This is a genomic window from Burkholderia sp. AU16482, from assembly GCF_002223285.1.
GTDB classification, from domain to species: domain Bacteria; phylum Pseudomonadota; class Gammaproteobacteria; order Burkholderiales; family Burkholderiaceae; genus Burkholderia; species Burkholderia semiarida.
In genome coordinates this window covers 1-18,143 of record NZ_NKEY01000009.1, presented here as the reverse complement: position 1 = coordinate 18,143, position 18,143 = coordinate 1, and the positions used below count along the sequence as shown (strand labels likewise).

Genomic DNA, 18,143 nt, shown 5'->3' with positions numbered 1-18,143 from the left:
GAGTCGGCTGCACGGCTCAAGGCCTGTTCACGCTCATAACGGACTTGCGCTGGCCCTAATGCAGCGAGAAAAACAGGCCGGCAATCGCCGCGCTCATCAGGTTCGACAGCGTCGCGGCCGTCAGCGCGCGCAAGCCGAGCCGCGCGACGTCCGAGCGGCGCTCGGGCGCGACCGCGCTGAAGCCGCCCGCGAGAATCGCGATCGACGAGAAGTTCGCGAAGCCGCACAGCGCGAACGACACGATCGCGAGCGTCTTCGGGTCGAGCACCTGCAGGCCGGCCGCCGCCGCGTGCGCGCCGCCTTTCAGGTACGGCGACAGGTCGCCGTACGCGACGAATTCGTTGAAGATCAGCTTCTCGCCGATGAAGTTGCCGGCCAGCGCCGCATCATGCCACGGCACGCCGATGATCCATGCGAGCGGCGCGAACAGATGGCCGATGATGCCGACCAGCGTGACCTGCGGAAAGCCCGCGAACGCGGCCGCGCCGCCGACGATCAGGTTCATCAGCGCGATGAGCCCGACGAACGCGATCAGCATCGCGCCGACGTTGATCGCGATGCGCAGCCCGACCGATGCGCCGGACGCGGCCGCCTCGATCACGTTGGCGGCCCGCTTGTCGTCGAAGTCGAGCCCGTCGACCACCACGCGGCTCGGCTCGACGGTCGGAAACAGCAGCTTGCCGAACAGCAGCCCGCCCGGCACCGCCATGAACGACGCGGCGAGCAGGTACTCCATCTTCACGCCGAGGCCCGCGTAGCCGACCAGCACCGAGCCCGCGACCGACGCCATCCCGCTCGCCATCACCGTGAAGATCTCGGCGCTCGTCATGTTGCGCACGAACGGCTTCACGAGCGCGGGCATCTCGCTCTGCCCGAGGAAGATCGTCGCGACGGCCGAGCACGCCTCGATGCGGCTCACGCCGAGCACTTTCGCCAATCCCGCGCCGAGGATCGCGACGATCCATTTCATCACGCCGATGTAGTACAGCACCGAAATCAGCGCGGTGACGAAGATGATCATCGGCAGCACACGCAGGCCGAATACGAACCCGCCGTCGCCGAACAACTGGAACATGCGCGCATCGACGAGCCCGCCGAACACGAACGCGATGCCGTGATTGCCCATGTCGAGCACGCGATTGACGCCGTTCGCGGCCGCGGCCAACGCCGCGCGGCCCGACGGCACGAACAGCACCAGCGCGCCGATCGCGAACTGCGTGAAGAGCGCGGCGATCATGGTCCGGCCGCTGACCGCGCGGCGATTGTTCGACAGCAGATACGCGACCAGCAACAGAAACAGCATACCGAGGAGACTGCGCAGAATATCCACCTTGTGCTCCTTTCTCACTATTTGAACTGTCCGGCGGGCGGCCCGTGCCCGCGACCCGCGTGATCGGGTGGGTGGATGTTACTCGGTCGACATGCGCGCAGGCAACGTCGCCAAAATCGCCGCGATCAATGCCATCGATCGTTTCTCTTTTGCCCTTCGCCGGCTTGATCAGTCGTTCTACCTACTCTTCGAAAACACGCGCGGGGCGCGCCGCTCGAACGGACACGCCCCGCCTGACACGCGCCGTTCAACCCGCGCGTTCGACCGGATGCGGCTCGCGCAGCCGGTTCGCGATCCGCGCGGCCTCGTAGTAGCCGGCCGCCGGCGGGCGCTTCAGGTAGCGGCCCGCGCCGCGCACCGCGCGCAAGTCGCCGTCGGCCCACGCGAGTGCGCCGCGCGTGAGCGTATGCGTCGCGACACCCTGCACCGTCATCCCCTCGAACACGTTGAAGTCGACCTGCTGGTGATGCGTCTTCACCGAGATCGTCTTCGTCGCGGCCGGGTCCCACACGACGAGGTCGGCATCGGCGCCGACCTGCACGGCGCCCTTGCGCGGATACAGGTTGAAGATCTGCGCGGCGTTCGTCGACGTGATCCGCACGAACTCGTTCGGCGTGATGCGGCCATGATTCACGCCGTGATGCCACAGCACCGACATGCGGTCCTCGACGCCGCCGCAGCCGTTCGGGATCTTCGTGAAATCGTCGCGGCCCATCGCCTTCTGCGATGCGCAGAATACGCAGTGATCGGTCGCCGTCGTATGCAACTGCCCCGACTGCAGCCCGCGCCACAGCGCCTCGCGATGCTCGGCCGAGCGGAACGGCGGGCTCATCACGTGGGCCGCCGCGCGCGTCCAGTCGGGATCGCGATAGACGGCCTCGTCGATCACGAGATGGCCCGGCAACACTTCGCCGAACACGCGCAGCCCCTCGCTGCGCGCGCGCGTGATCACGTCCACCGCGTCCTTCGCCGACACGTGCACGATATACACGGGCACGCCGAGCACCTGCGCGATGCGGATCGCGCGGTTCGCGGCCTCGCCCTCCACTTCCGGCGGCCGCGACAGCGGATGCGCCTCCGGCCCCGTGATCCCGCGCGCGAGCAACGCCTTTTGCAGCTGGAACACGAGCTCGCCGTTCTCCGCGTGCACGGTCGGCAGCGCGCCGAGCTCGAGCGAACGCGTGAAGCTGTTCACGAGAATCTCGTCGTCGGCCATGATCGCGTTCTTGTACGCCATGAAATGCTTGAAGCTCGACACGCCATGCTCGCGCACGAGCGTGCCCATGTCGCGGTGCACGCTGTCGTCCCACCACGTCACGGCCACGTGGAAGCCGTAGTCGGAAGCCGACTTCTCGGCCCAGCCGCGCCATTCCCGGAACGCATCCATCAGCGGCTGCTTCGGGCTCGGAATCACGAAATCGATGATGCTCGTCGTGCCGCCCGACAGCCCGGCAGCGGTGCCCGAGTAGAAATCGTCGCTCGCGGTCGTGCCCATGAACGGCAGTTCCATGTGCGTATGCGGATCGATCCCGCCCGGCATCACGTACTGGTCGTGCGCATCGACGACGGTTGCGCCGGCCGGCGCGTCGATCTGCTCCGCGATCTGCAGGATCGTGCCGCCGTCCTGCGGGTCCGCGCAGAGCACGTCCGCGCGATAGGAGCGGTCCGCATCGACCACGGTGCCGCCACGAATCAGGATTGCCATTTCGTTGCCTCCTCGTTGACTGTCGGGTGCCGCATGCCGCGCGGGTCGCATCCGGCTCGCGCGTCATGCGCTCGCGATCTGCGCGCGCTGTCCGGCGCGCCACTTCATCCAGGTGCCGTACACGCCGGACGCCAGCACGAGGCCGACGAACCACGCGTACGTGTAAAGCGTGTTGAAGAACGCCGGCACGTTCGGGAACGACGCCGGAAACGCCGTATGCAGGAAGCCCGGCAGGTTCGGCAGCACGCCGATCGCGAGCGCGGCCAGCGCGGCCGGGTTCCAGCCGCGCGCGTAGCTGAAGCCGCCGCGCTCGTCGAACAGCGCGCGCGTGTCGAGCCGCGTGCCGCGAATCAGGAAATAGTCGACCATCAGGATGCCCGCGACGGGCCCGAGCAGCGCCGAATAGCCGACGAGCCAGGTGAAGATATAGCCGTCCGTCGTCGCGAGGATCTTCCACGGCATCATCACGATCGCGATCGTCGCGGTGATCATCCCGCCCGCCCGGTACGAGATCGCCTTCGGCCAAAGGCTCGAAAAATCGTAGGCAGGCCCGACGAGATTCGCGGCGAGGTTGCAGCACATCGTGTCGAGCGTGAGGATCACGAGCGCGATGCCCACGCCGATGCCCGTCATCCGGCTTGTCAGGTCGATCGGATCCCAGATCGCGTTGCCGTAGATCACGACGGTCGCCGACGTCACGACGACCGACACCACCGACAGCAGCGCCATCGGCAGCGGCAGCCCGATCGACTGGCCGATCATCTGGTCGCGCTGCGAATGCGCGAAGCGCGTGAAGTCGGGAATGTTCAGCGCGAGCGTCGCCCAGAAGCCGACCATCGCGGTCAGGCCCGGCCAGAACGTCGCCCAGAAGAGCCCCGCCTTCTTGCCGCCCGCGACGAACTGCGACGGCGCCGACAGCATCGAGCCGACACCGCCCGCCCGCGACGTCGCCCACCACACGAGCGCCACGCACATCACGACCTTGATCGGCGCGGACCAGCTTTCGAGCCAGCGGATCGAATCGGTGCCGTGCAGGATGAAGTACAGCTGCAGCGCCCAGAACACGAGAAAGCACGCGAGCTGCCCGAACGAGATGCCGACGAGCGGCAGCGCCGCGCCGTGCAGCGCGTTGCCGGTCAGGATGTTCAGCAGCGTGTAGATCGCGCTGCCGCCGAGCCAGGTCTGGATGCCGTACCAGCCGCACGCGACGATCGCGCGCAGCAGCGCCGGCAGCTTCGCGCCCTGCGTGCCGAACGACGCGCGCACCAGCACCGCGTACGGAATCCCGTGCTTCGCGCCCGCATGGCCGATCAGCAGCATCGGCACGAGCACGATCAGGTTGCCGAGCAGCACCGTCATCACCGCCTGCCACGGCGACATGCCTTCCTGGATCAGCCCGGCCGCAAGCATGTACGACGCGATGTTCATCACCATCCCGACCCACAGCGCCGCGAAGTGGTACCACTTCCACGTGCGCTGCGCCGGCGTCGTCGGCGCGAGGTCGTCGTTGTACAGGCTGCCGCCGTGCGCCGCGCCGCTGTCGGCATCGGCGGGAATCGCTGCTGGTTTCATTGAACGCGCTCCACGAAAACGTCGGCGCCGGCATCGTACGATGCCGGCCCGGTGAAACGAAAAGCGGCGGCGCAACGTCTGCCGCGCCGCCGGACGCCGATCAGGCCGCCTTCGCGTGCTTCTCGGGCGCGGCGGCCGGGCCGCCGCTCGCACCGGCATCCGCGCTCGCCGGATTGTTCGGATGCGTGGTCCAGTTCGCGTAGCCGCCCGAATCGACGCGCTCCATCGTGATGCATTGCTCGACCGGACACACATGCATGCAAAGATTGCACCCGACGCATTCCGAATCGATCACTTCGAAATGCCGCACGCCATCCTTCGTCGCCGTGATCGCCTGATGCGACGTATCCTCGCACGCGATGTGGCACAGCCCGCACTGGATGCAGCGGTCCTGGTCGATGCGCGCCTTGATGTCGTATTTCAGGTTCAGGTACTTCCAGTCGGTCACGTTCGGCACCGCGCGGCCGCGGATGTCGTCGAGCGTCGCGTAGCCCTTCTCGTCCATCCAGTTCGACAGCCCGTCGGCGAGATCCGACACGATCCGGAATCCGTAATGCATCGCGGCGGTGCACACCTGCACGCTGCCGGCGCCGAGCACCATGAATTCGGCCGCGTCGCGCCACGACGAGATGCCGCCGATGCCCGAAATCGGCAGGTTCGGCGTTTCCGGATCCCGTGCGATCTCCGCGACCATGTTCAGCGCGATCGGCTTGACCGCCGGCCCGCAATAGCCGCCGTGCGTGCCCTTGCCGTCGACGGTCGGCATCGGCGCCATCTGGTCGAGATCGACCGCGACGATCGAGTTGATCGTGTTGATCAGCGACACGCCGTCCGCGCCGCCCTTGTACGCGGCGCGCGACCCCATCCGGATGTCGCTGATGTTCGGCGTGAGCTTCACGAGGCACGGCAGCTTCGTGCCCTCCTTCACCCAGCGCGTGACCATCTCGACGTATTCGGGCACCTGCCCGACCGCCGCGCCCATCCCGCGCTCGCTCATCCCGTGCGGACAGCCGAAGTTGAGTTCGACCGCATCGGCGCCGGTATCCTCGACGAGCGGGAGAATCCATTTCCAGTCGCGCTCGTTGCACGGCACCATCAGCGACACGATCAGCGCGCGGTCCGGCCAGTCGCGCTTCACCTGCGCGATCTCTGTCAGGTTCACGTCGAGCGGCCGGTCGGTGATCAGCTCGATGTTGTTCAGCCCCGCGATGCGCTGGCCGTTCCACTGCACCGCGCCGTAGCGCGAACTGACGTTGACGACGTGCGGATCGAGCCCGAGCGTCTTCCAGACGACGCCGCCCCAGCCTGCCTCGAACGCGCGATTGACGTTGTAGGCCTTGTCGGTGGGCGGCGCGGACGCCAGCCAGAACGGATTCGGCGAGGTGATGCCTGCGATGGTGCAGCGAAGATCGGCCATGTTCGGCTCCGTGAGAAGGGTCGTGTTCGGTGTGCTGACGATGCGACGCGCGTTCAGGCCGCCTTCGCGTCGCGCGCGGCGAGCGTCGCGTCGATCGACGCGGCCGCTCGCTTGCCGTCCTGCACGGCCTGCACCGTGAGGTCGATGCCGTCGGTCGCCGCGCAGTCGCCGCCGGCCCATACGTCGGGCAGCGCCGTACGCCCGTCCGCATCCACCGCGATACGCGTGCCGTCCGCGGTCAGCAATTCGGCCGCGACGCCGCGAGGCACGAGCGTCTGGCCGATCGCCTTCAGCACCATGTCCGCGTCGACGATGAAGCGCTCACCCGATGCGGCCTCGAATTCGACGCCCGTCGCCTGCCCGTTCACGCCCGCGATGCGCACCGGCTTCGCGTGCGTGACGAGCGCGACGCCGCACTTCTGCGCGAACTCGCGCTCGGCCCACGTCGCGCTCATCGCGTCCACGCCGCGCCGGTACACCATCGTCACGCGCTCGGCGCCGAGCTTGCGGCTCTGCACGGCCGCATCGATCGCCGTATTGCCGCCGCCGATCACGATCACGCGCCGCCCGACCGGCACGTTCTCCAGTGTGTCTGCCTGCCGCACCTGCTCGATGAAGTCGACTGCATTCATCACGCCGCCCAGTTGCTCGCCGTCGATCTCGAGCGCACGCACGCCGCCGAGCCCCATCGCGAGAAATACCGCGTCGTGCTGCTCGCGCAATGCGTCGAGCGTCACGTCGCGCCCGAGCGCCACGCCCGTTTCCAGCGTGATGCCGCCCACCGACAGCAGCCACTCGACTTCACGCTGCGCGAAATCGTCGACGGTCTTGTACGCGGCGATCCCGTATTCGTTGAGGCCGCCGGCCTTCGGGCGCGCGTCGAACAGCGTGACGCGATGCCCCGCGAGCGCGAGCCGGTGCGCGCATGCGAGCCCGGCCGGCCCCGCGCCCACCACCGCGACATGGCGGCCCGTGTCGGGCGCGCGCCGGAACTGCACCGCACCGGTCTGCATCGCCCAGTCGGTTGCATGCCGCTGCAGCGCGCCGATCGCGACCGGTTGCGCATCCTGATGGTTGCGCACGCACGCGCCTTCGCACAGGATCTCGGTCGGGCACACGCGTGCGCACATCCCGCCGAGCGGATTCGCGGACAGGATGTCGGTCGCGGCGCCTTTCAGGTTGCCGTTGCCGATCTTGCGGATGAAACTCGGGATGTCGATCTGCGTCGGACACGCGTGCACGCACGGCGCGTCGTAGCAGTAGTGGCAGCGACTTGCGGCGGCGGCCGCCGCGGTCGGATCGAGCAGCGGCGCGATATCGGCGAATTCGCACGAGAGTTGCGTGGACGACAGGCGATGCGCGGCGATATCGCCGGTTGGCTGAGTGGTCATACGCGTTCCTTCGACTGGGTGGAGACAAAGCCGTCCCCGCCGGCTGCGAATGCTCAGTCGGGGCGGTCATGCTTCGGCGTGCTACGGTCAAGCGGTGCGCGGCCCGCCTGTCGCGCTATGTCCGGTCGGTCATGAAGCCGGCTCGCACGCACGCGACAGCATCGCGTGCAGCAGCACGTTCGCGCCGGCCTCGATCCATGCGGGCGTCGCGTCCTCGATCTCGTTGTGGCTGATGCCGTCGACGCAGGGCACGAACACCATCGACGTCGGCGCGACTTGCGCCAGATAGCACGCATCGTGGCCCGCACCCGACACGATGTCGCGATGCGAGTAGCCGAAGCGATCGGCCGCGTCGCGCACGGCCGCCACGCATGCCGGGTCGAACGCGACCGGCTTGTAATAGAAAATCTGCTCGAGTTCGGTATCGAGCCCGATATCGGCCGCGATGCGCGCGACGCCGTCGCGCAGCGCCGCGTCCATCTTCGCGAGCACGGCGTCGTCCGGATGACGGAAATCGACGGTAAAGAACACGCGGCCGGGAATCACGTTGCGCGAGTTCGGGTGGACCTGCATCATGCCGACCGTCGCGCAGCCGAACGGCGCATGATCGAGGCCGATCCGGTTGACGAGATCGACCACGCGCGACGCGCCAAGCAGCGCGTCGCGGCGGCGCGGCATCGGCGTCGGCCCCGCGTGCGCTTCCTGGCCGGTGAACGTGATCTCGTACCAGCGCTGCCCCTGCGCGTCGGTCACGACGCCGATCGTCTTGCATTCCGCTTCGAGAATCGGCCCCTGCTCGATATGCAGTTCGAACGCCGCGTGCAGCTTGCGCCCGCCGCACGGCACGTCGCCCGCGTAGCCGATGCGCGCGAGTTCCTCGCCGATCGTCTTGCCGTCCACATCCTTGCGCGACAGCCCGTAGTCGAGCGTGAACACGCCCGCGAATACGCCCGACGCGACCATCGCCGGCGCGAAGCGCGAGCCCTCCTCGTTGGTCCAGATCACGACCTCGACCGGATGCTCGGTCTCGATGCCGTGATCGTTCAGACTGCGAATCACTTCGAGACCGCCGAGCACGCCGTAGATGCCGTCGAAGCGCCCGCCGGTGGGCTGCGAATCCGCATGCGAGCCGGTGACGACAGGCGCCGCGTCGGCCACGCGGCCCGCACGGCGCATGAACACGTTGCCCATCGTATCGACCGTCACCGTGCAGCCGGCGGCCTTCGCCCAGCCGACGATCAGGTCGCGGCCGGCCTTGTCGAGATCGGTCAGCGCGAGCCGACACACGCCGCCTTTCGGCGTCGCGCCGATTTTCGCGACTTCCATCAGGCTGTCCCACAACCGCTTGCCGTCGACCTTGATCGACGTGTCGAAAGCTGCCCGCTTCACTGTTTCCGATACCGCGTTCATTCGTATCGCTCCTGTGGGGTCGGTGATGTCGTCGGCCCGGTCTGTGCCGGTGCGTGCGAGACCTCTTTCGGGGCACGCCGCACGGATGCGGTGCAGGTGCCCGCCGGTTCGCGAAACACGTCAAATCCTGTCCGATTGGACAGGTTTTAGACGATCAAAATGACCAGCGCAACGTCTTTCTTGCGTGACGCGGCAGAGCGAGAACCGTGCCACCGCAACGCAGCATCGCCGTGGCATCACGACATTCCTGTCTGTGCGTGCGACGCGAATCAGCGGCTAGAATGAAGCCCAACGCGGCATGACCGCCGCGCGAGGGTAACGATGAGACATGACGAGGCGACGATCGAAGCCACCGACCGGGACGAAACGCCGGCGCCTTTGCGGCGACGCAAGGCGCACATACGCGAGTCCAACGAAGCACATCTGCTCGCGTGCGCGGAAGCCGTATTCGCGGAACGCGGGCTCGCCGGCGCCAGCACCGCGATGATCGCGGAGCGCGCCGGCCTGCCGAAGGCGAACGTGCACTACTACTTCCCGACCAAGCTCGCGTTGTACCGACGCGTGCTCGACGACCTGTTCGAAGATTGGCATCGCGCGGCCGGTTCGTTCGAGGCCGGCGACGATCCGGTGGACGCGATCGGCAGCTACGTACGCGCGAAGATGGCGCTGTCGCGGCGGCGCCCGCTCGGCTCGAAGGTCTGGGCCAACGAGATCATCCACGGCGCGGAGCACATGCAGGACATCCTGTCGCAACGTGTGAAGCCGTGGTTCGACACGCGCGTCGAGGTGATCGAAGGCTGGATCGCGCGCGGGCTGCTCGCGCCGATCGACCCGCATGCGCTGATGTACCTGATCTGGTCGACCACGCAACACTATGCGGATTTCGATGCGCAGATTCGCGCGCTGAGCGGCAAGCGCGCGTTCACGAAGAAGGCGTTCGACGAAAAGACCGAGCAGGTCGTGCAACTCGTGATTCGTGCGTGCGGCGCGGTGTCGCCGAACGCGAAGCCGTAGCGCGACACGGCGAGCCACCGAATAAAAAGACGGGCGGCGCGCATCACCCGGGGATGTCCCGTGCGATACGCGCCGCCCGTGTTGCCACTTGCGTGCGCGGGTACGACGCGACGCGTCATGCGTCGTGTCAAGCGATCCGCTCGATTGCAACCGCCGTCGCTTCGCCGCCGCCGATGCACAGCGAGGCGATACCGCGCGTCAACCCGTGCGTCTCGAGCGCGGCCAGCAGCGTCACCATCACGCGCGCACCCGATGCGCCGATCGGATGCCCGAGCGCGCACGCGCCGCCGTGCACGTTCACCTTCTCGTGCGGCAGGTCGAGGTCGCGCATCGCGGCCATCGGCACCACCGCGAACGCTTCGTTGATCTCGAACAGGTCGACGTCGCGCAGGTTCCAGCCGGTTTTCTCCGACAGCTTGCGCAGCGCGCCGATCGGCGCGGTCGCGAACAGGCCGGGCTTGTCCGCATAAGTCGAATGCCCGACGATCACGGCCTTCGGCGTGAGGCCGAGGCGCTCGGCTTCCGAGCGGCGCATCATCACGAGCGCGGCCGCGCCGTCCGAGATCGACGATGCGTTCGCGGCCGTCACCGTGCCGCCGTCGCGAAACGCCGGCTTCAGCGTCGGGATCTTGTCGAGTTTCGCCTTGCCCGGCTGCTCGTCGATCGACACGACGCTTTCCGTCTTGCCGGCCTTCACGGTCACCGGCGCGATCTCCGATGCGAAACGCCCATCCGCGATCGCGCGCTGCGCCCGCGTCAGCGACGCAATCGCGAACGCATCCTGCGCTTCGCGCGTGAACTGGTAGGCCTGCGCGCAATCCTCCGCGAACGTGCCCATCAGGCGGCCTTTTTCATATGCGTCCTCGAGCCCGTCGAGGAACATGTGGTCGAGCACCTGCCCGTGCCCCATGCGCATGCCCGCGCGCGCCTTCGGCAGCAGGTACGGCGCATTCGTCATGCTCTCCATCCCGCCCGCGACGGCCACGCCCGCGGACCCCGCCAGCAGCAGGTCGTGCGCGAACATCGCCGCCTTCATCCCCGAACCGCACATCTTGTTGACCGTGGTCGCGCCCGCCGCGAGCGGCAGCCCGGCCTTCAGCGCGGCCTGCCGCGCGGGCGCCTGCCCTTGGCCGGCCGGCAGCACGCAGCCGAACACGATTTCGTCGATACGTTCGGCCGGCACGTTCGCGCGCTCGAGCGCCGCACGAATCGCCACCGCGCCAAGCTCGCTCGCGCTGGCCGCCGCCAGGTCGCCCTGAAAACCGCCCATCGGCGTACGGGCCGCACCCACGATTACGATCGGATCCTGAGTCGTCATGATTCGCTTCCTCCAGTGTCAGCGCGGTGCCATGCGCAACGCGCCATCGAGACGGATGACTTCGCCGTTCAGCATCGTGTTCTCGGCGATGTGGCGCACCAGCGCCGCAAATTCTTCCGGGCGGCCGAGCCGCGGCGGGAACGGCACGCTCTTGCCGAGCGCGTCCTGCACGTCCTGCGGCATGCCGGCCATCATCGGCGTCGCGAAGATGCCGGGCGCGACCGTCACGACGCGAATGCCGAAGCGCGCGAGTTCGCGCGCGATCGGCAGCGTCATGCCCACCACGCCGCTTTTCGACGCCGCATACGCGGCCTGGCCGATCTGCCCGTCGAACGCCGCGACCGACGCGGTGTTGACGATCACGCCGCGCTCGCCTTCCGCGTTCGCGTCCTGCTTCGACATCGCTTCGGCGGCCAGCCGGATCATGTTGAACGTGCCGACGAGGTTGATCGACACCGCGCGCGCGAAGCGGTCGAGCGAATGCGGGCCGTCGCGGCCGACGACCTTCTCGCCCGGCGCGACGCCCGCGCAGTTCACGAGCGCGTCGACGCGACCGAACGCATCGCGCGCGGCGGCGACGGCCGCCTGGCCGTCAGCCTCGCTCGTCACGTCGGTCTTCACGAAGCGCGCGGCCGCGCCGAGTTCGTTGGCGAGACTCGCACCCGCCTCCTCGTTGACGTCCAGCAGCACGGCCTTGCCGCCTTGCGCGACGACCATGCGCGCCACCGCGGCACCCAGGCCGGAACCTGCGCCCGTAATCAGAAAAACGCGATCCTCGATATTCATTCGCAGTCCATATTCAGGGTTGAACGGCCTTCTCGGCTTCCATCTTGCGCAACACGAAGCGCTGGATCTTGCCGCTCGGGGTTTTCGGCAGCGCGTCGACGAAATCGATCGCGCGCGGATAAGCGTGAGCGGACAGCCGCCGCTTCACGTGCAGACTCAATTCCTCGGCCAGTTCCGGTGTGCCGTCGAACCCTTTCGACAACACGACGAACGCCTTCACGATCTCCGTTCGCTCCGGATCGGGCACGCCGATCACGGCGGCCTCGCTGACGGCCGGATGCTCGATCAGCGCGCTCTCCACGTCGAACGGGCCGATCCGGTAGCCGGACGACGTGATCACGTCGTCCGCGCGGCCGATGAAGCTCACGGCGCCGTCCGGCTCCAGCTCGACGTTGTCGCCGGTCCGGTAGTAGCCACCCGCGATCGCCGGCGTGTCCTGCTGCCAATAGCCGCGGAACCACAGCAGCGGCGAGCGCGCGATGTCGATCGCGAGGTTGCCGGGCTCGCCGGGGCCGAGCTCGCGGCCCGCTTCGTCGAGCACCGCGACACGGTAGCCCGGCATCGCGAAGCCGGCGGAACCGATGTGCACCACGTGCGCGAGGCCGTGATGGTTGTTCACGACCATCCCGAGTTCGGTCTGGCCGTAGTGATCGTGGATCGGCGCGCCGAGCGCCGCGTGGAACCAGCGCACCACTTCCGGGTTCAGCGGTTCGCCCGCGCTGCTCACCACGCGCAGCCGGCCCTTCGCGCGCGCGGCCGCTTCCGGCCCGGCCGCCATCAGCATCCGGAACGCGGTCGGCGAGCCGGCGAGGCTCGTGATGCCGAGCCGTTCGATCACGTCATACGTGCTGTCGACCGTGAAGCCGCCCTCGTACAGCGTCGTCGCATGGCCGAGCAGCAGCGGGCCGGTGATCGCGTAATAGAGCCCGTACGCCCAGCCCGGATCGGCGATGTTCCAGAACCGGTCGCCGGCGCGCAGATCGATCGCTTCGCGCATGTACGCGCCGAACGCGAGCAGCGCGTACAGCGGTACCGGCACGCCCTTCGGCAAACCCGTCGTGCCCGACGTCGACATCATCATGAACAGGTCCGACCCCTTGCGCAGCACGGGCTCGAACGTATCGGACTGTGCGTCGAGCGCCGCGCGGAAATCGATGTCGTGCGCCGACAGTGTCTCGCCCGCTTCGCACACCGTCGCCACCGACGGGCAGTCGGCGACCTCGTCGAGCTTCGCGCGATTCGCGACGTTCGTCACGACGAGCCGCGCGTCGCTCATGCGCAGCCGGTGCTCGATCGCCTTCGGGCCGAATGCGGTGAACAGCGGCTGGTACACGGCGCCTGCACGCCACGTGCCGAGGATCGTCGCGACGAGCTCGGGCGTACGCGGAAGCAGCCCGGCCACCACGTCGCCCGGCTTCACGCCCTGCGCGACGAGCAGGTTCGCGACCCGGGCCGAGAGCGCCTGCATCTGCGCGAACGTGAAGCTGTGGTGCCGGCCGCCGGCATCGATCCAGTCGAGCGCGATCGCGTCGGCCTTCGCGTGCCGGTCGCAGCACTCGACGCACGCGTTCAGGCCGCGCTCCAGGTCGCCGGCCAATTGCGCGGCGGCGGTCTCGATACTGAACCGGGCCACGGCGTCGGCGTAGGCCGGCACCGCCCGGGCGGTAGCTCCTTCAGGCATGCGTGTCTCCTGTACGTTATGGCCGCCGGCGAGCCAGGGCGCGACGGGGATACATCGATAGTAGACAGCCGCTACATTGCAATCAATGACAAACGGAATCTAGAATCGTGATCGCTTTTGCCATGTCGGAGGACGCAGGAAAATGGGGCCGCAGATGATTTCGCCGGATTTCGTCGACGATGCGCTCGCGTGCCTGCGCCGGCGCGACCTGCCGACCGCGCCCCTGCTGCGCGCCGCCGGGTTGCCGGCCGCCGTGCGCGAGCCCGTCACGCCGCAGCAGTACGGCCGGCTGTGGCTCGCGATCGCCGGCGCGCTCGACGACGAATTCTTCGGGCTCGCCGCGCGTCCGATGCGGCGCGGCAGCTTCACGCTGCTGTGCCACGCGGTGCTGCATGCCGGCACGCTCGACAAGGCGCTGCGGCGCGCGCTGAAGTTCCTGCGGGTGGTGCTCGACGAGCCGCACGGCGAACTCGTCGTGGCCGACGGGCAGGCGCAGATCGTGCTGACGCAATCGGGCGCGCCGTACCCGGCATTCGCGTACCGGACGTTCTGGCTGATCCTGCTCGGCGTCGCGTGCTGGCTGATTGGCCGGCGCATCCCGCTGCAGCGCATCGACTTCGCGTGCCCGAGCCCCGGTCAGCGCAGCGACTATCACCAGTTCTTCGGCGTCCCCGTGCATTTCGACCGGCCCGACAGCCGGCTCGCATTCAACGCCGCGTACCTCGCGCTACCGACGATCCGTTCGGAACAGGCGCTGAAGACCTTCCTGCGCGGTGCGCCCGGTAACCTGCTCGTGCGCTACCGGCACGACACGGGCTGGGTCGCGAAGACACGCGCGCACCTGAAGGCGCTGCCGGCCGCCGAGTGGCCCGACTTCGACACGCTGGCCGTGCGGCTCGACACGACGCCCGCGACGCTGCGGCGGCGTTTGCGCAGCGAAGGGCAAAGCTTCGCCGCGATCAAGGACGAGTTGCGCGGCGCGCTGGCGCAGTCGCTGTTGCGCGGGCATGCGCTCGGCGTCGCGGAGATCGCGGCGGAGCTCGGCTTCACCGAGCCGAGCGCTTTTCATCGCGCGTTCCGGAAATGGACCGGCACGAGCCCCGGTGCATTTCGGCGCGACGTCCATGCGGCGGAGGCGGAGTCTTGAATGACCGGTGGATTCGAAGCGTCTCGTCAGGTGCCGCCGGTACGATGCGCCCATCCGCGGGGCGTCCATCGCCGATGAACCGGGGCACACATCCGATCAACCCTTACCGCTGACGCTCGATGCAATCCACCTTCTTTTCCGATACCGAACTGGCTGATCTGCGCGCGCACGGCATCGTACTGTTTGCCGGCCGCGTGATCTTCGATGCGCAACCGCCGATGCCGGCCGACCAGATCGCGGCCGTACAGGCCTGCTGTCACGGCGACATTCCGCTCCCGTTGCTCGAGCTGTGGCGTATCACGGCCGGCGGCAGCCTCGACTACGACCTGACGCTGGAGATGAACGGCAATGTCGAAGCGATCGGCTGGAGCGAACTGTTCTACAACGGCAGCGACGGTTATCGCGACCTGCAAGGCTGGATCGACCACGAACTCGAACTGGCCGAAGAAGCCGCGGAGGAGAACGCCCGCACGTGGAACGGCAAAATCGGCGCGCTGCCGTTCGGCGGCTTCGAATATTGCGATCGCATCTACGTCGTGACGGAGCCGGGCGCCCGGGACGATGGTCATGTGCTCGCCTGGAAACAAGGGTTGCCGCCTGCGTGGCGCGGGGCGATGCACGAGGACGGCCTCGCGACGGTCGCACCCGATCTGTACACGGCATTCGGCGCGCTGCAGCTTCATGCGGATCCACTGGAGCCCGGCGGCGAACCCGGCACCGGCGTCACGCTGCTCGAATACGTCGATGAACGCCGCGACGATCATGGCCTGTCCGCATCGCTGGCCGACAAGCTGATCGCGTTCTATCGGCAAGCGGTGATCGACTGGCGCACGCCGCTCGCCGACGGCACGCTCGGCTCGCAGCCGGTGCTTGCGCGTCACGCATTACGTCATGCGATCGATCACGACGATGCGGCACTCATCGCGCGACTGGCGCCGCTGGTCGCCGATCTCGGCATGGCGCTCGCCGGCAGTTCGATCCCGACGGATTACGCACTGCGGTGCCGGAAGGTTTCCGCAGCCGCCGCGTTGCTCGAATCGGGCGCACCGGTTGCACCCGATTCGCTCGCGTCCGTGTCCGGCGACGTGCCGGTCGCATTGATGCGTGCGCTGCTCGACGCCGGCGTGCAGCCGGATGCCGACGCGATGGCGCGTTGCGTCGCGGGCGGCGGCGCCGATAGTGCACGGCTGATCGGCACGGCCCTGTCGGCCCATGGCGCCGATGCAGCAGCAGCCTATCGCGCGGCGAGCGGGAAACTGCTGGACAAGCTGAAGGACGACATCCGCAAGGTTCGCGCCGGCAAGCTCAGCCACTATCTCGGGCTCGACGGGCTCGAAGCACACGCAGCGCGCCTGCGGACGTTCGAGTACTGACGCCACCCAGGCATCGACGCGCGGTGGGTTTTCCGGCGGCATCGCATTCCCGGTTGCTTCCGCGTTCCGGTGCGAATCTGCATGACGCTCACCGCACCGCAGCGCACGCATGACGTTGCACTCCGATCCGTCACGGCACATACTGGTCGGCCGATCCGAACAAGGTTGCGTCGATGGTGAGCGTCGATCAGGGAGCCGCTTCGATCTTTGGCGCGATCGGGACGGCCGTGTCGTTGCTGGCCGCCATTCCTTACGCGCTCGCGATCTACCGGCGCATCGTTCGCCCGCATCTGTTCACGTGGCTCGTGTGGTCGATCGTCACGGCGATCGCGGCCGCTGGCCAGTTCGTCGCGGGCGCCGGGCCGTCCGCATGGTGCACGGCAGCGATTGCCGTCACGTGCTTTTTGACGCTGATCGCCAGTCTGTTTCGCGGCGAGCGCGGCTGGACGGGCCTCGACTGGTTGTTCCTGTGCGCGGCCCTGTCGGCCATTCCGCTGTGGCTACTGACCGACGATCCGACGGTGTCGATCTGTCTCGTTACGCTGATCGAGCTCGCCGGCCTCGGCCCGACCGTGCGCAAGGCGATCCGCGATCCGTGGAGCGAGAGCCTCGCCTACTTTGCGCTGTGCGTGCTCAAGTACACGCTGGCGTTGCTGGCGCTGAGCACCTGGAGCGTCGCGGTCGCGTTCTATCCGGCCGTCAACCTCATCGCGTCGACCGGTATCTGCATGGTGATGCTGGTCCGGCGTCAGTCGTTGTCGAACGCGCGGTAGGTTGCGTCTGTCGCCGCCGTGCCGCTTCCCTTCCGAAATGATGCGAGGCCCGACATGGATGCAATCCGTACCGTCATCGAACCCGCCGAAGCCGCGCTCCGTGCGGCGATGTTGGCCAATGATGTCGAAGCGCTCGATGCGCTGCTGGACGATGATCTGGTGTTCACGGTCCCGACCGGCCAGATCATCTCGAAAACGGACGACCTGGCCGCACATCGCGCGAGGCTTCTGCGTCTCGACACGCTCGACGTCCTCGACATGCGTGCATGCGCGATCGACGAGATGATCCTGACCACGACGCGAGCGACCCTCGCCGGCCATTTCGATAGCACGGCATTCTCCGGCAAGTTTGCCTATACGCGCCTCTGGCGTCGATCGGGCGCCAACTGGCGCGTCGTCGCCGGACATGCTTCGCAGGTCGTGTAGCTGCGCCGGCGCACGCGTTTGACGCGTGTCGCGCAATACTGCGGCGAGCGAGCAGGCTGTCGGTTGAGCGGTGAGACACTGCGATCCGGACGATGCACCGATAAAAGCGCTGCGCGAGGGGATGCCGGCAGCCGGCAATGACGAGAGACGAAATGCATATGCTATTTACCGTGCGTGCTGCGCGTGGCGCGGATTCGGACGAGCTCACGCAACTGGCGCGCCTGTCGAAGGCGCACTGGGGCTACCCGAAGGAATGGCTCGACTTGTGGCAAAGCGATCTCACGATTTCGCCGGAGACGATCGAAGGGTCGATCGGTTATCTCGCGCAATCGGGCGAGACAATCATCGGATTCTGGGTCCGAGCATCATCGGAATCGGATCGACCAACGCCCGGATGGCTGTTCGTCCATCCTGATTACATGGGGCGAGGCGTCGCCCGTGCGCTGTGGGAAGCGGTTCGGGCTGAAGCCGCTGCGAGAGGCATCCAAAGCTTTGTGATCGAAGCGGATCCGAATGCCGCGTCGTTCTATCTGGCGCTGGGAGCTGAAAAGATCGGCGAAAAAGAATCGAGAGCGATCCCGGGCCGATTTTTTCCGATCTTGCGGATCACGGTCTGATGGATGAACGGATGGCAGCAAGATGGCTCGCTGCATCAAGCTTCTCGCGGTGCCGAAATGCAAAAACCCCCGCCTTGTCGGGCGGGGGTTTCTGGCTTGAGGGAGCCTGACGATTACCTACTTTCACACGGGAATCCGCACTATCATCGGCGTAGAGTCGTTTCACGGTCCTGTTCGGGATGG

General features: G+C 67.5%; 16 protein-coding genes. 6 read left to right on the top strand and 10 right to left on the bottom strand.

The genetic code is table 11. From position 1 onward, the window contains the following. Positions 1 to 55 precede the first annotated feature (55 nt). The 6 genes from CFB35_RS30605 to CFB35_RS30580 all read right to left on the bottom strand — a co-directional run bounded on the left by CFB35_RS30605 (position 56) and on the right by CFB35_RS30580 (position 8,825). Positions 56 to 1,330 carry a NupC/NupG family nucleoside CNT transporter gene (locus CFB35_RS30605; protein ID WP_059644929.1) on the bottom strand — a complete coding sequence of 425 codons (1,275 nt, stop codon included), beginning with the start codon at positions 1,328 to 1,330 and terminating at the stop codon, positions 56 to 58. Positions 1,331 to 1,577: 247 nt separating this feature from the next. Continuing rightward, entirely contained in the window at positions 1,578 to 3,035 is a 1,458-nt protein-coding gene (hydA, locus tag CFB35_RS30600) for a dihydropyrimidinase (protein WP_059644932.1), read from the bottom strand. A gap of 63 nt (positions 3,036 to 3,098) precedes the next feature. Further along, a complete protein-coding gene (locus CFB35_RS30595) occupies positions 3,099 to 4,607 on the bottom strand; it encodes an NCS1 family nucleobase:cation symporter-1 (protein WP_089466040.1) in 1,509 nt (502 codons plus the stop codon). Between the two features lie 100 nt (positions 4,608 to 4,707). Next, the gene (preA, locus tag CFB35_RS30590; RefSeq protein WP_059578870.1) at positions 4,708 to 6,024 is read right to left on the bottom strand and encodes an NAD-dependent dihydropyrimidine dehydrogenase subunit PreA; all 1,317 of its coding nucleotides are present in this window, start codon (positions 6,022 to 6,024) and stop codon (positions 4,708 to 4,710) included. 53 nt (positions 6,025 to 6,077) lie between these two features. After that, on the bottom strand, positions 6,078 to 7,415 hold the full coding sequence (locus tag CFB35_RS30585) for an NAD(P)-dependent oxidoreductase (RefSeq protein WP_089466039.1): 1,338 nt from the start codon (positions 7,413 to 7,415) through the stop codon (positions 6,078 to 6,080). 129 nt (positions 7,416 to 7,544) lie between these two features. Next, on the bottom strand, positions 7,545 to 8,825 hold the full coding sequence (locus CFB35_RS30580) for a Zn-dependent hydrolase (protein ID WP_089466038.1): 1,281 nt from the start codon (positions 8,823 to 8,825) through the stop codon (positions 7,545 to 7,547). Between the two features lie 321 nt (positions 8,826 to 9,146). Here CFB35_RS30580 and CFB35_RS30575 point away from each other — a divergent pair, with 321 nt between their 5' ends. After that, on the top strand, positions 9,147 to 9,839 hold the full coding sequence (locus tag CFB35_RS30575) for a TetR/AcrR family transcriptional regulator (protein WP_059644942.1): 693 nt from the start codon (positions 9,147 to 9,149) through the stop codon (positions 9,837 to 9,839). Positions 9,840 to 9,966: 127 nt separating this feature from the next. Here the strand turns inward: CFB35_RS30575 and CFB35_RS30570 are convergent, their stop codons facing one another. From CFB35_RS30570 to CFB35_RS30560, 3 genes are read right to left on the bottom strand one after another with little or no spacing between them, the layout of a single operon-like run. After that, the gene (locus CFB35_RS30570; RefSeq protein ID WP_089466037.1) at positions 9,967 to 11,157 is read right to left on the bottom strand and encodes an acetyl-CoA C-acetyltransferase; all 1,191 of its coding nucleotides are present in this window, start codon (positions 11,155 to 11,157) and stop codon (positions 9,967 to 9,969) included. 18 nt (positions 11,158 to 11,175) lie between these two features. Continuing rightward, positions 11,176 to 11,943, bottom strand: coding sequence for a 3-hydroxyacyl-CoA dehydrogenase (locus tag CFB35_RS30565; protein WP_059578885.1), 768 nt, complete (start codon positions 11,941 to 11,943; stop codon positions 11,176 to 11,178). Positions 11,944 to 11,956: 13 nt separating this feature from the next. Next, positions 11,957 to 13,624: an acyl-CoA synthetase gene (locus CFB35_RS30560; RefSeq protein ID WP_089466036.1), complete on the bottom strand. Its 1,668-nt coding sequence runs from the start codon at positions 13,622 to 13,624 to the stop codon at positions 11,957 to 11,959. Between the two features lie 142 nt (positions 13,625 to 13,766). Between CFB35_RS30560 and CFB35_RS30550 the strand changes: the two genes are divergently transcribed. From CFB35_RS30550 to CFB35_RS30530, 5 genes are all read left to right on the top strand, one after another. Further along, positions 13,767 to 14,771, top strand: a complete 1,005-nt coding sequence (locus CFB35_RS30550) for an AraC family transcriptional regulator (protein ID WP_089466035.1) — start codon at positions 13,767 to 13,769, stop codon at positions 14,769 to 14,771. A 119-nt stretch (positions 14,772 to 14,890) separates the two neighbouring features. Further along, positions 14,891 to 16,144 carry an SMI1/KNR4 family protein gene (locus CFB35_RS30545; RefSeq protein ID WP_089466034.1) on the top strand — a complete coding sequence of 418 codons (1,254 nt, stop codon included), beginning with the start codon at positions 14,891 to 14,893 and terminating at the stop codon, positions 16,142 to 16,144. A 173-nt stretch (positions 16,145 to 16,317) separates the two neighbouring features. Continuing rightward, positions 16,318 to 16,917: a hypothetical protein gene (locus CFB35_RS30540; RefSeq protein ID WP_060314503.1), complete on the top strand. Its 600-nt coding sequence runs from the start codon at positions 16,318 to 16,320 to the stop codon at positions 16,915 to 16,917. Positions 16,918 to 16,971: 54 nt separating this feature from the next. Continuing rightward, complete coding sequence (locus CFB35_RS30535) at positions 16,972 to 17,343, top strand: nuclear transport factor 2 family protein (protein ID WP_089466033.1); 372 nt, start codon at positions 16,972 to 16,974, stop codon at positions 17,341 to 17,343. 152 nt (positions 17,344 to 17,495) lie between these two features. After that, a complete protein-coding gene (locus CFB35_RS30530; protein WP_179231818.1) occupies positions 17,496 to 17,960 on the top strand; it encodes a GNAT family N-acetyltransferase in 465 nt (154 codons plus the stop codon). On the opposite strand, the gene CFB35_RS35230 is transcribed toward CFB35_RS30530, so the two are convergent. Next, on the bottom strand, positions 17,950 to 18,143 hold a 194-nt coding region (locus CFB35_RS35230), incomplete at its 5' end, for a hypothetical protein (RefSeq protein WP_218828278.1). The genes CFB35_RS30530 and CFB35_RS35230 overlap by 11 nt on opposite strands.

What these genes read in the sequence shown, in the direction of transcription:
- hydA (WP_059644932.1), bottom strand. Translation starts at nt 3,035, where the DNA reads ATGGCAATCCTGATTCGTGGCGGCACCGTGGTCGATGCGGACCGCTCC.
- CFB35_RS30595 (WP_089466040.1), bottom strand. Translation starts at nt 4,607, where the DNA reads ATGAAACCAGCAGCGATTCCCGCCGATGCCGACAGCGGCGCGGCGCAC.
- preA (WP_059578870.1), bottom strand. Translation starts at nt 6,024, where the DNA reads ATGGCCGATCTTCGCTGCACCATCGCAGGCATCACCTCGCCGAATCCG.
- CFB35_RS30585 (WP_089466039.1), bottom strand. Translation starts at nt 7,415, where the DNA reads ATGACCACTCAGCCAACCGGCGATATCGCCGCGCATCGCCTGTCGTCC.
- CFB35_RS30580 (WP_089466038.1), bottom strand. Translation starts at nt 8,825, where the DNA reads ATGAACGCGGTATCGGAAACAGTGAAGCGGGCAGCTTTCGACACGTCG.
- CFB35_RS30575 (WP_059644942.1), top strand. Translation starts at nt 9,147, where the DNA reads ATGAGACATGACGAGGCGACGATCGAAGCCACCGACCGGGACGAAACG.
- CFB35_RS30570 (WP_089466037.1), bottom strand. Translation starts at nt 11,157, where the DNA reads ATGACGACTCAGGATCCGATCGTAATCGTGGGTGCGGCCCGTACGCCG.
- CFB35_RS30565 (WP_059578885.1), bottom strand. Translation starts at nt 11,943, where the DNA reads ATGAATATCGAGGATCGCGTTTTTCTGATTACGGGCGCAGGTTCCGGC.
- CFB35_RS30560 (WP_089466036.1), bottom strand. Translation starts at nt 13,624, where the DNA reads ATGCCTGAAGGAGCTACCGCCCGGGCGGTGCCGGCCTACGCCGACGCC.
- CFB35_RS30550 (WP_089466035.1), top strand. Translation starts at nt 13,767, where the DNA reads ATGGGGCCGCAGATGATTTCGCCGGATTTCGTCGACGATGCGCTCGCG.
- CFB35_RS30545 (WP_089466034.1), top strand. Translation starts at nt 14,891, where the DNA reads ATGCAATCCACCTTCTTTTCCGATACCGAACTGGCTGATCTGCGCGCG.
- CFB35_RS30540 (WP_060314503.1), top strand. Translation starts at nt 16,318, where the DNA reads ATGGTGAGCGTCGATCAGGGAGCCGCTTCGATCTTTGGCGCGATCGGG.
- CFB35_RS30535 (WP_089466033.1), top strand. Translation starts at nt 16,972, where the DNA reads ATGGATGCAATCCGTACCGTCATCGAACCCGCCGAAGCCGCGCTCCGT.
- CFB35_RS30530 (WP_179231818.1), top strand. Translation starts at nt 17,496, where the DNA reads ATGCATATGCTATTTACCGTGCGTGCTGCGCGTGGCGCGGATTCGGAC.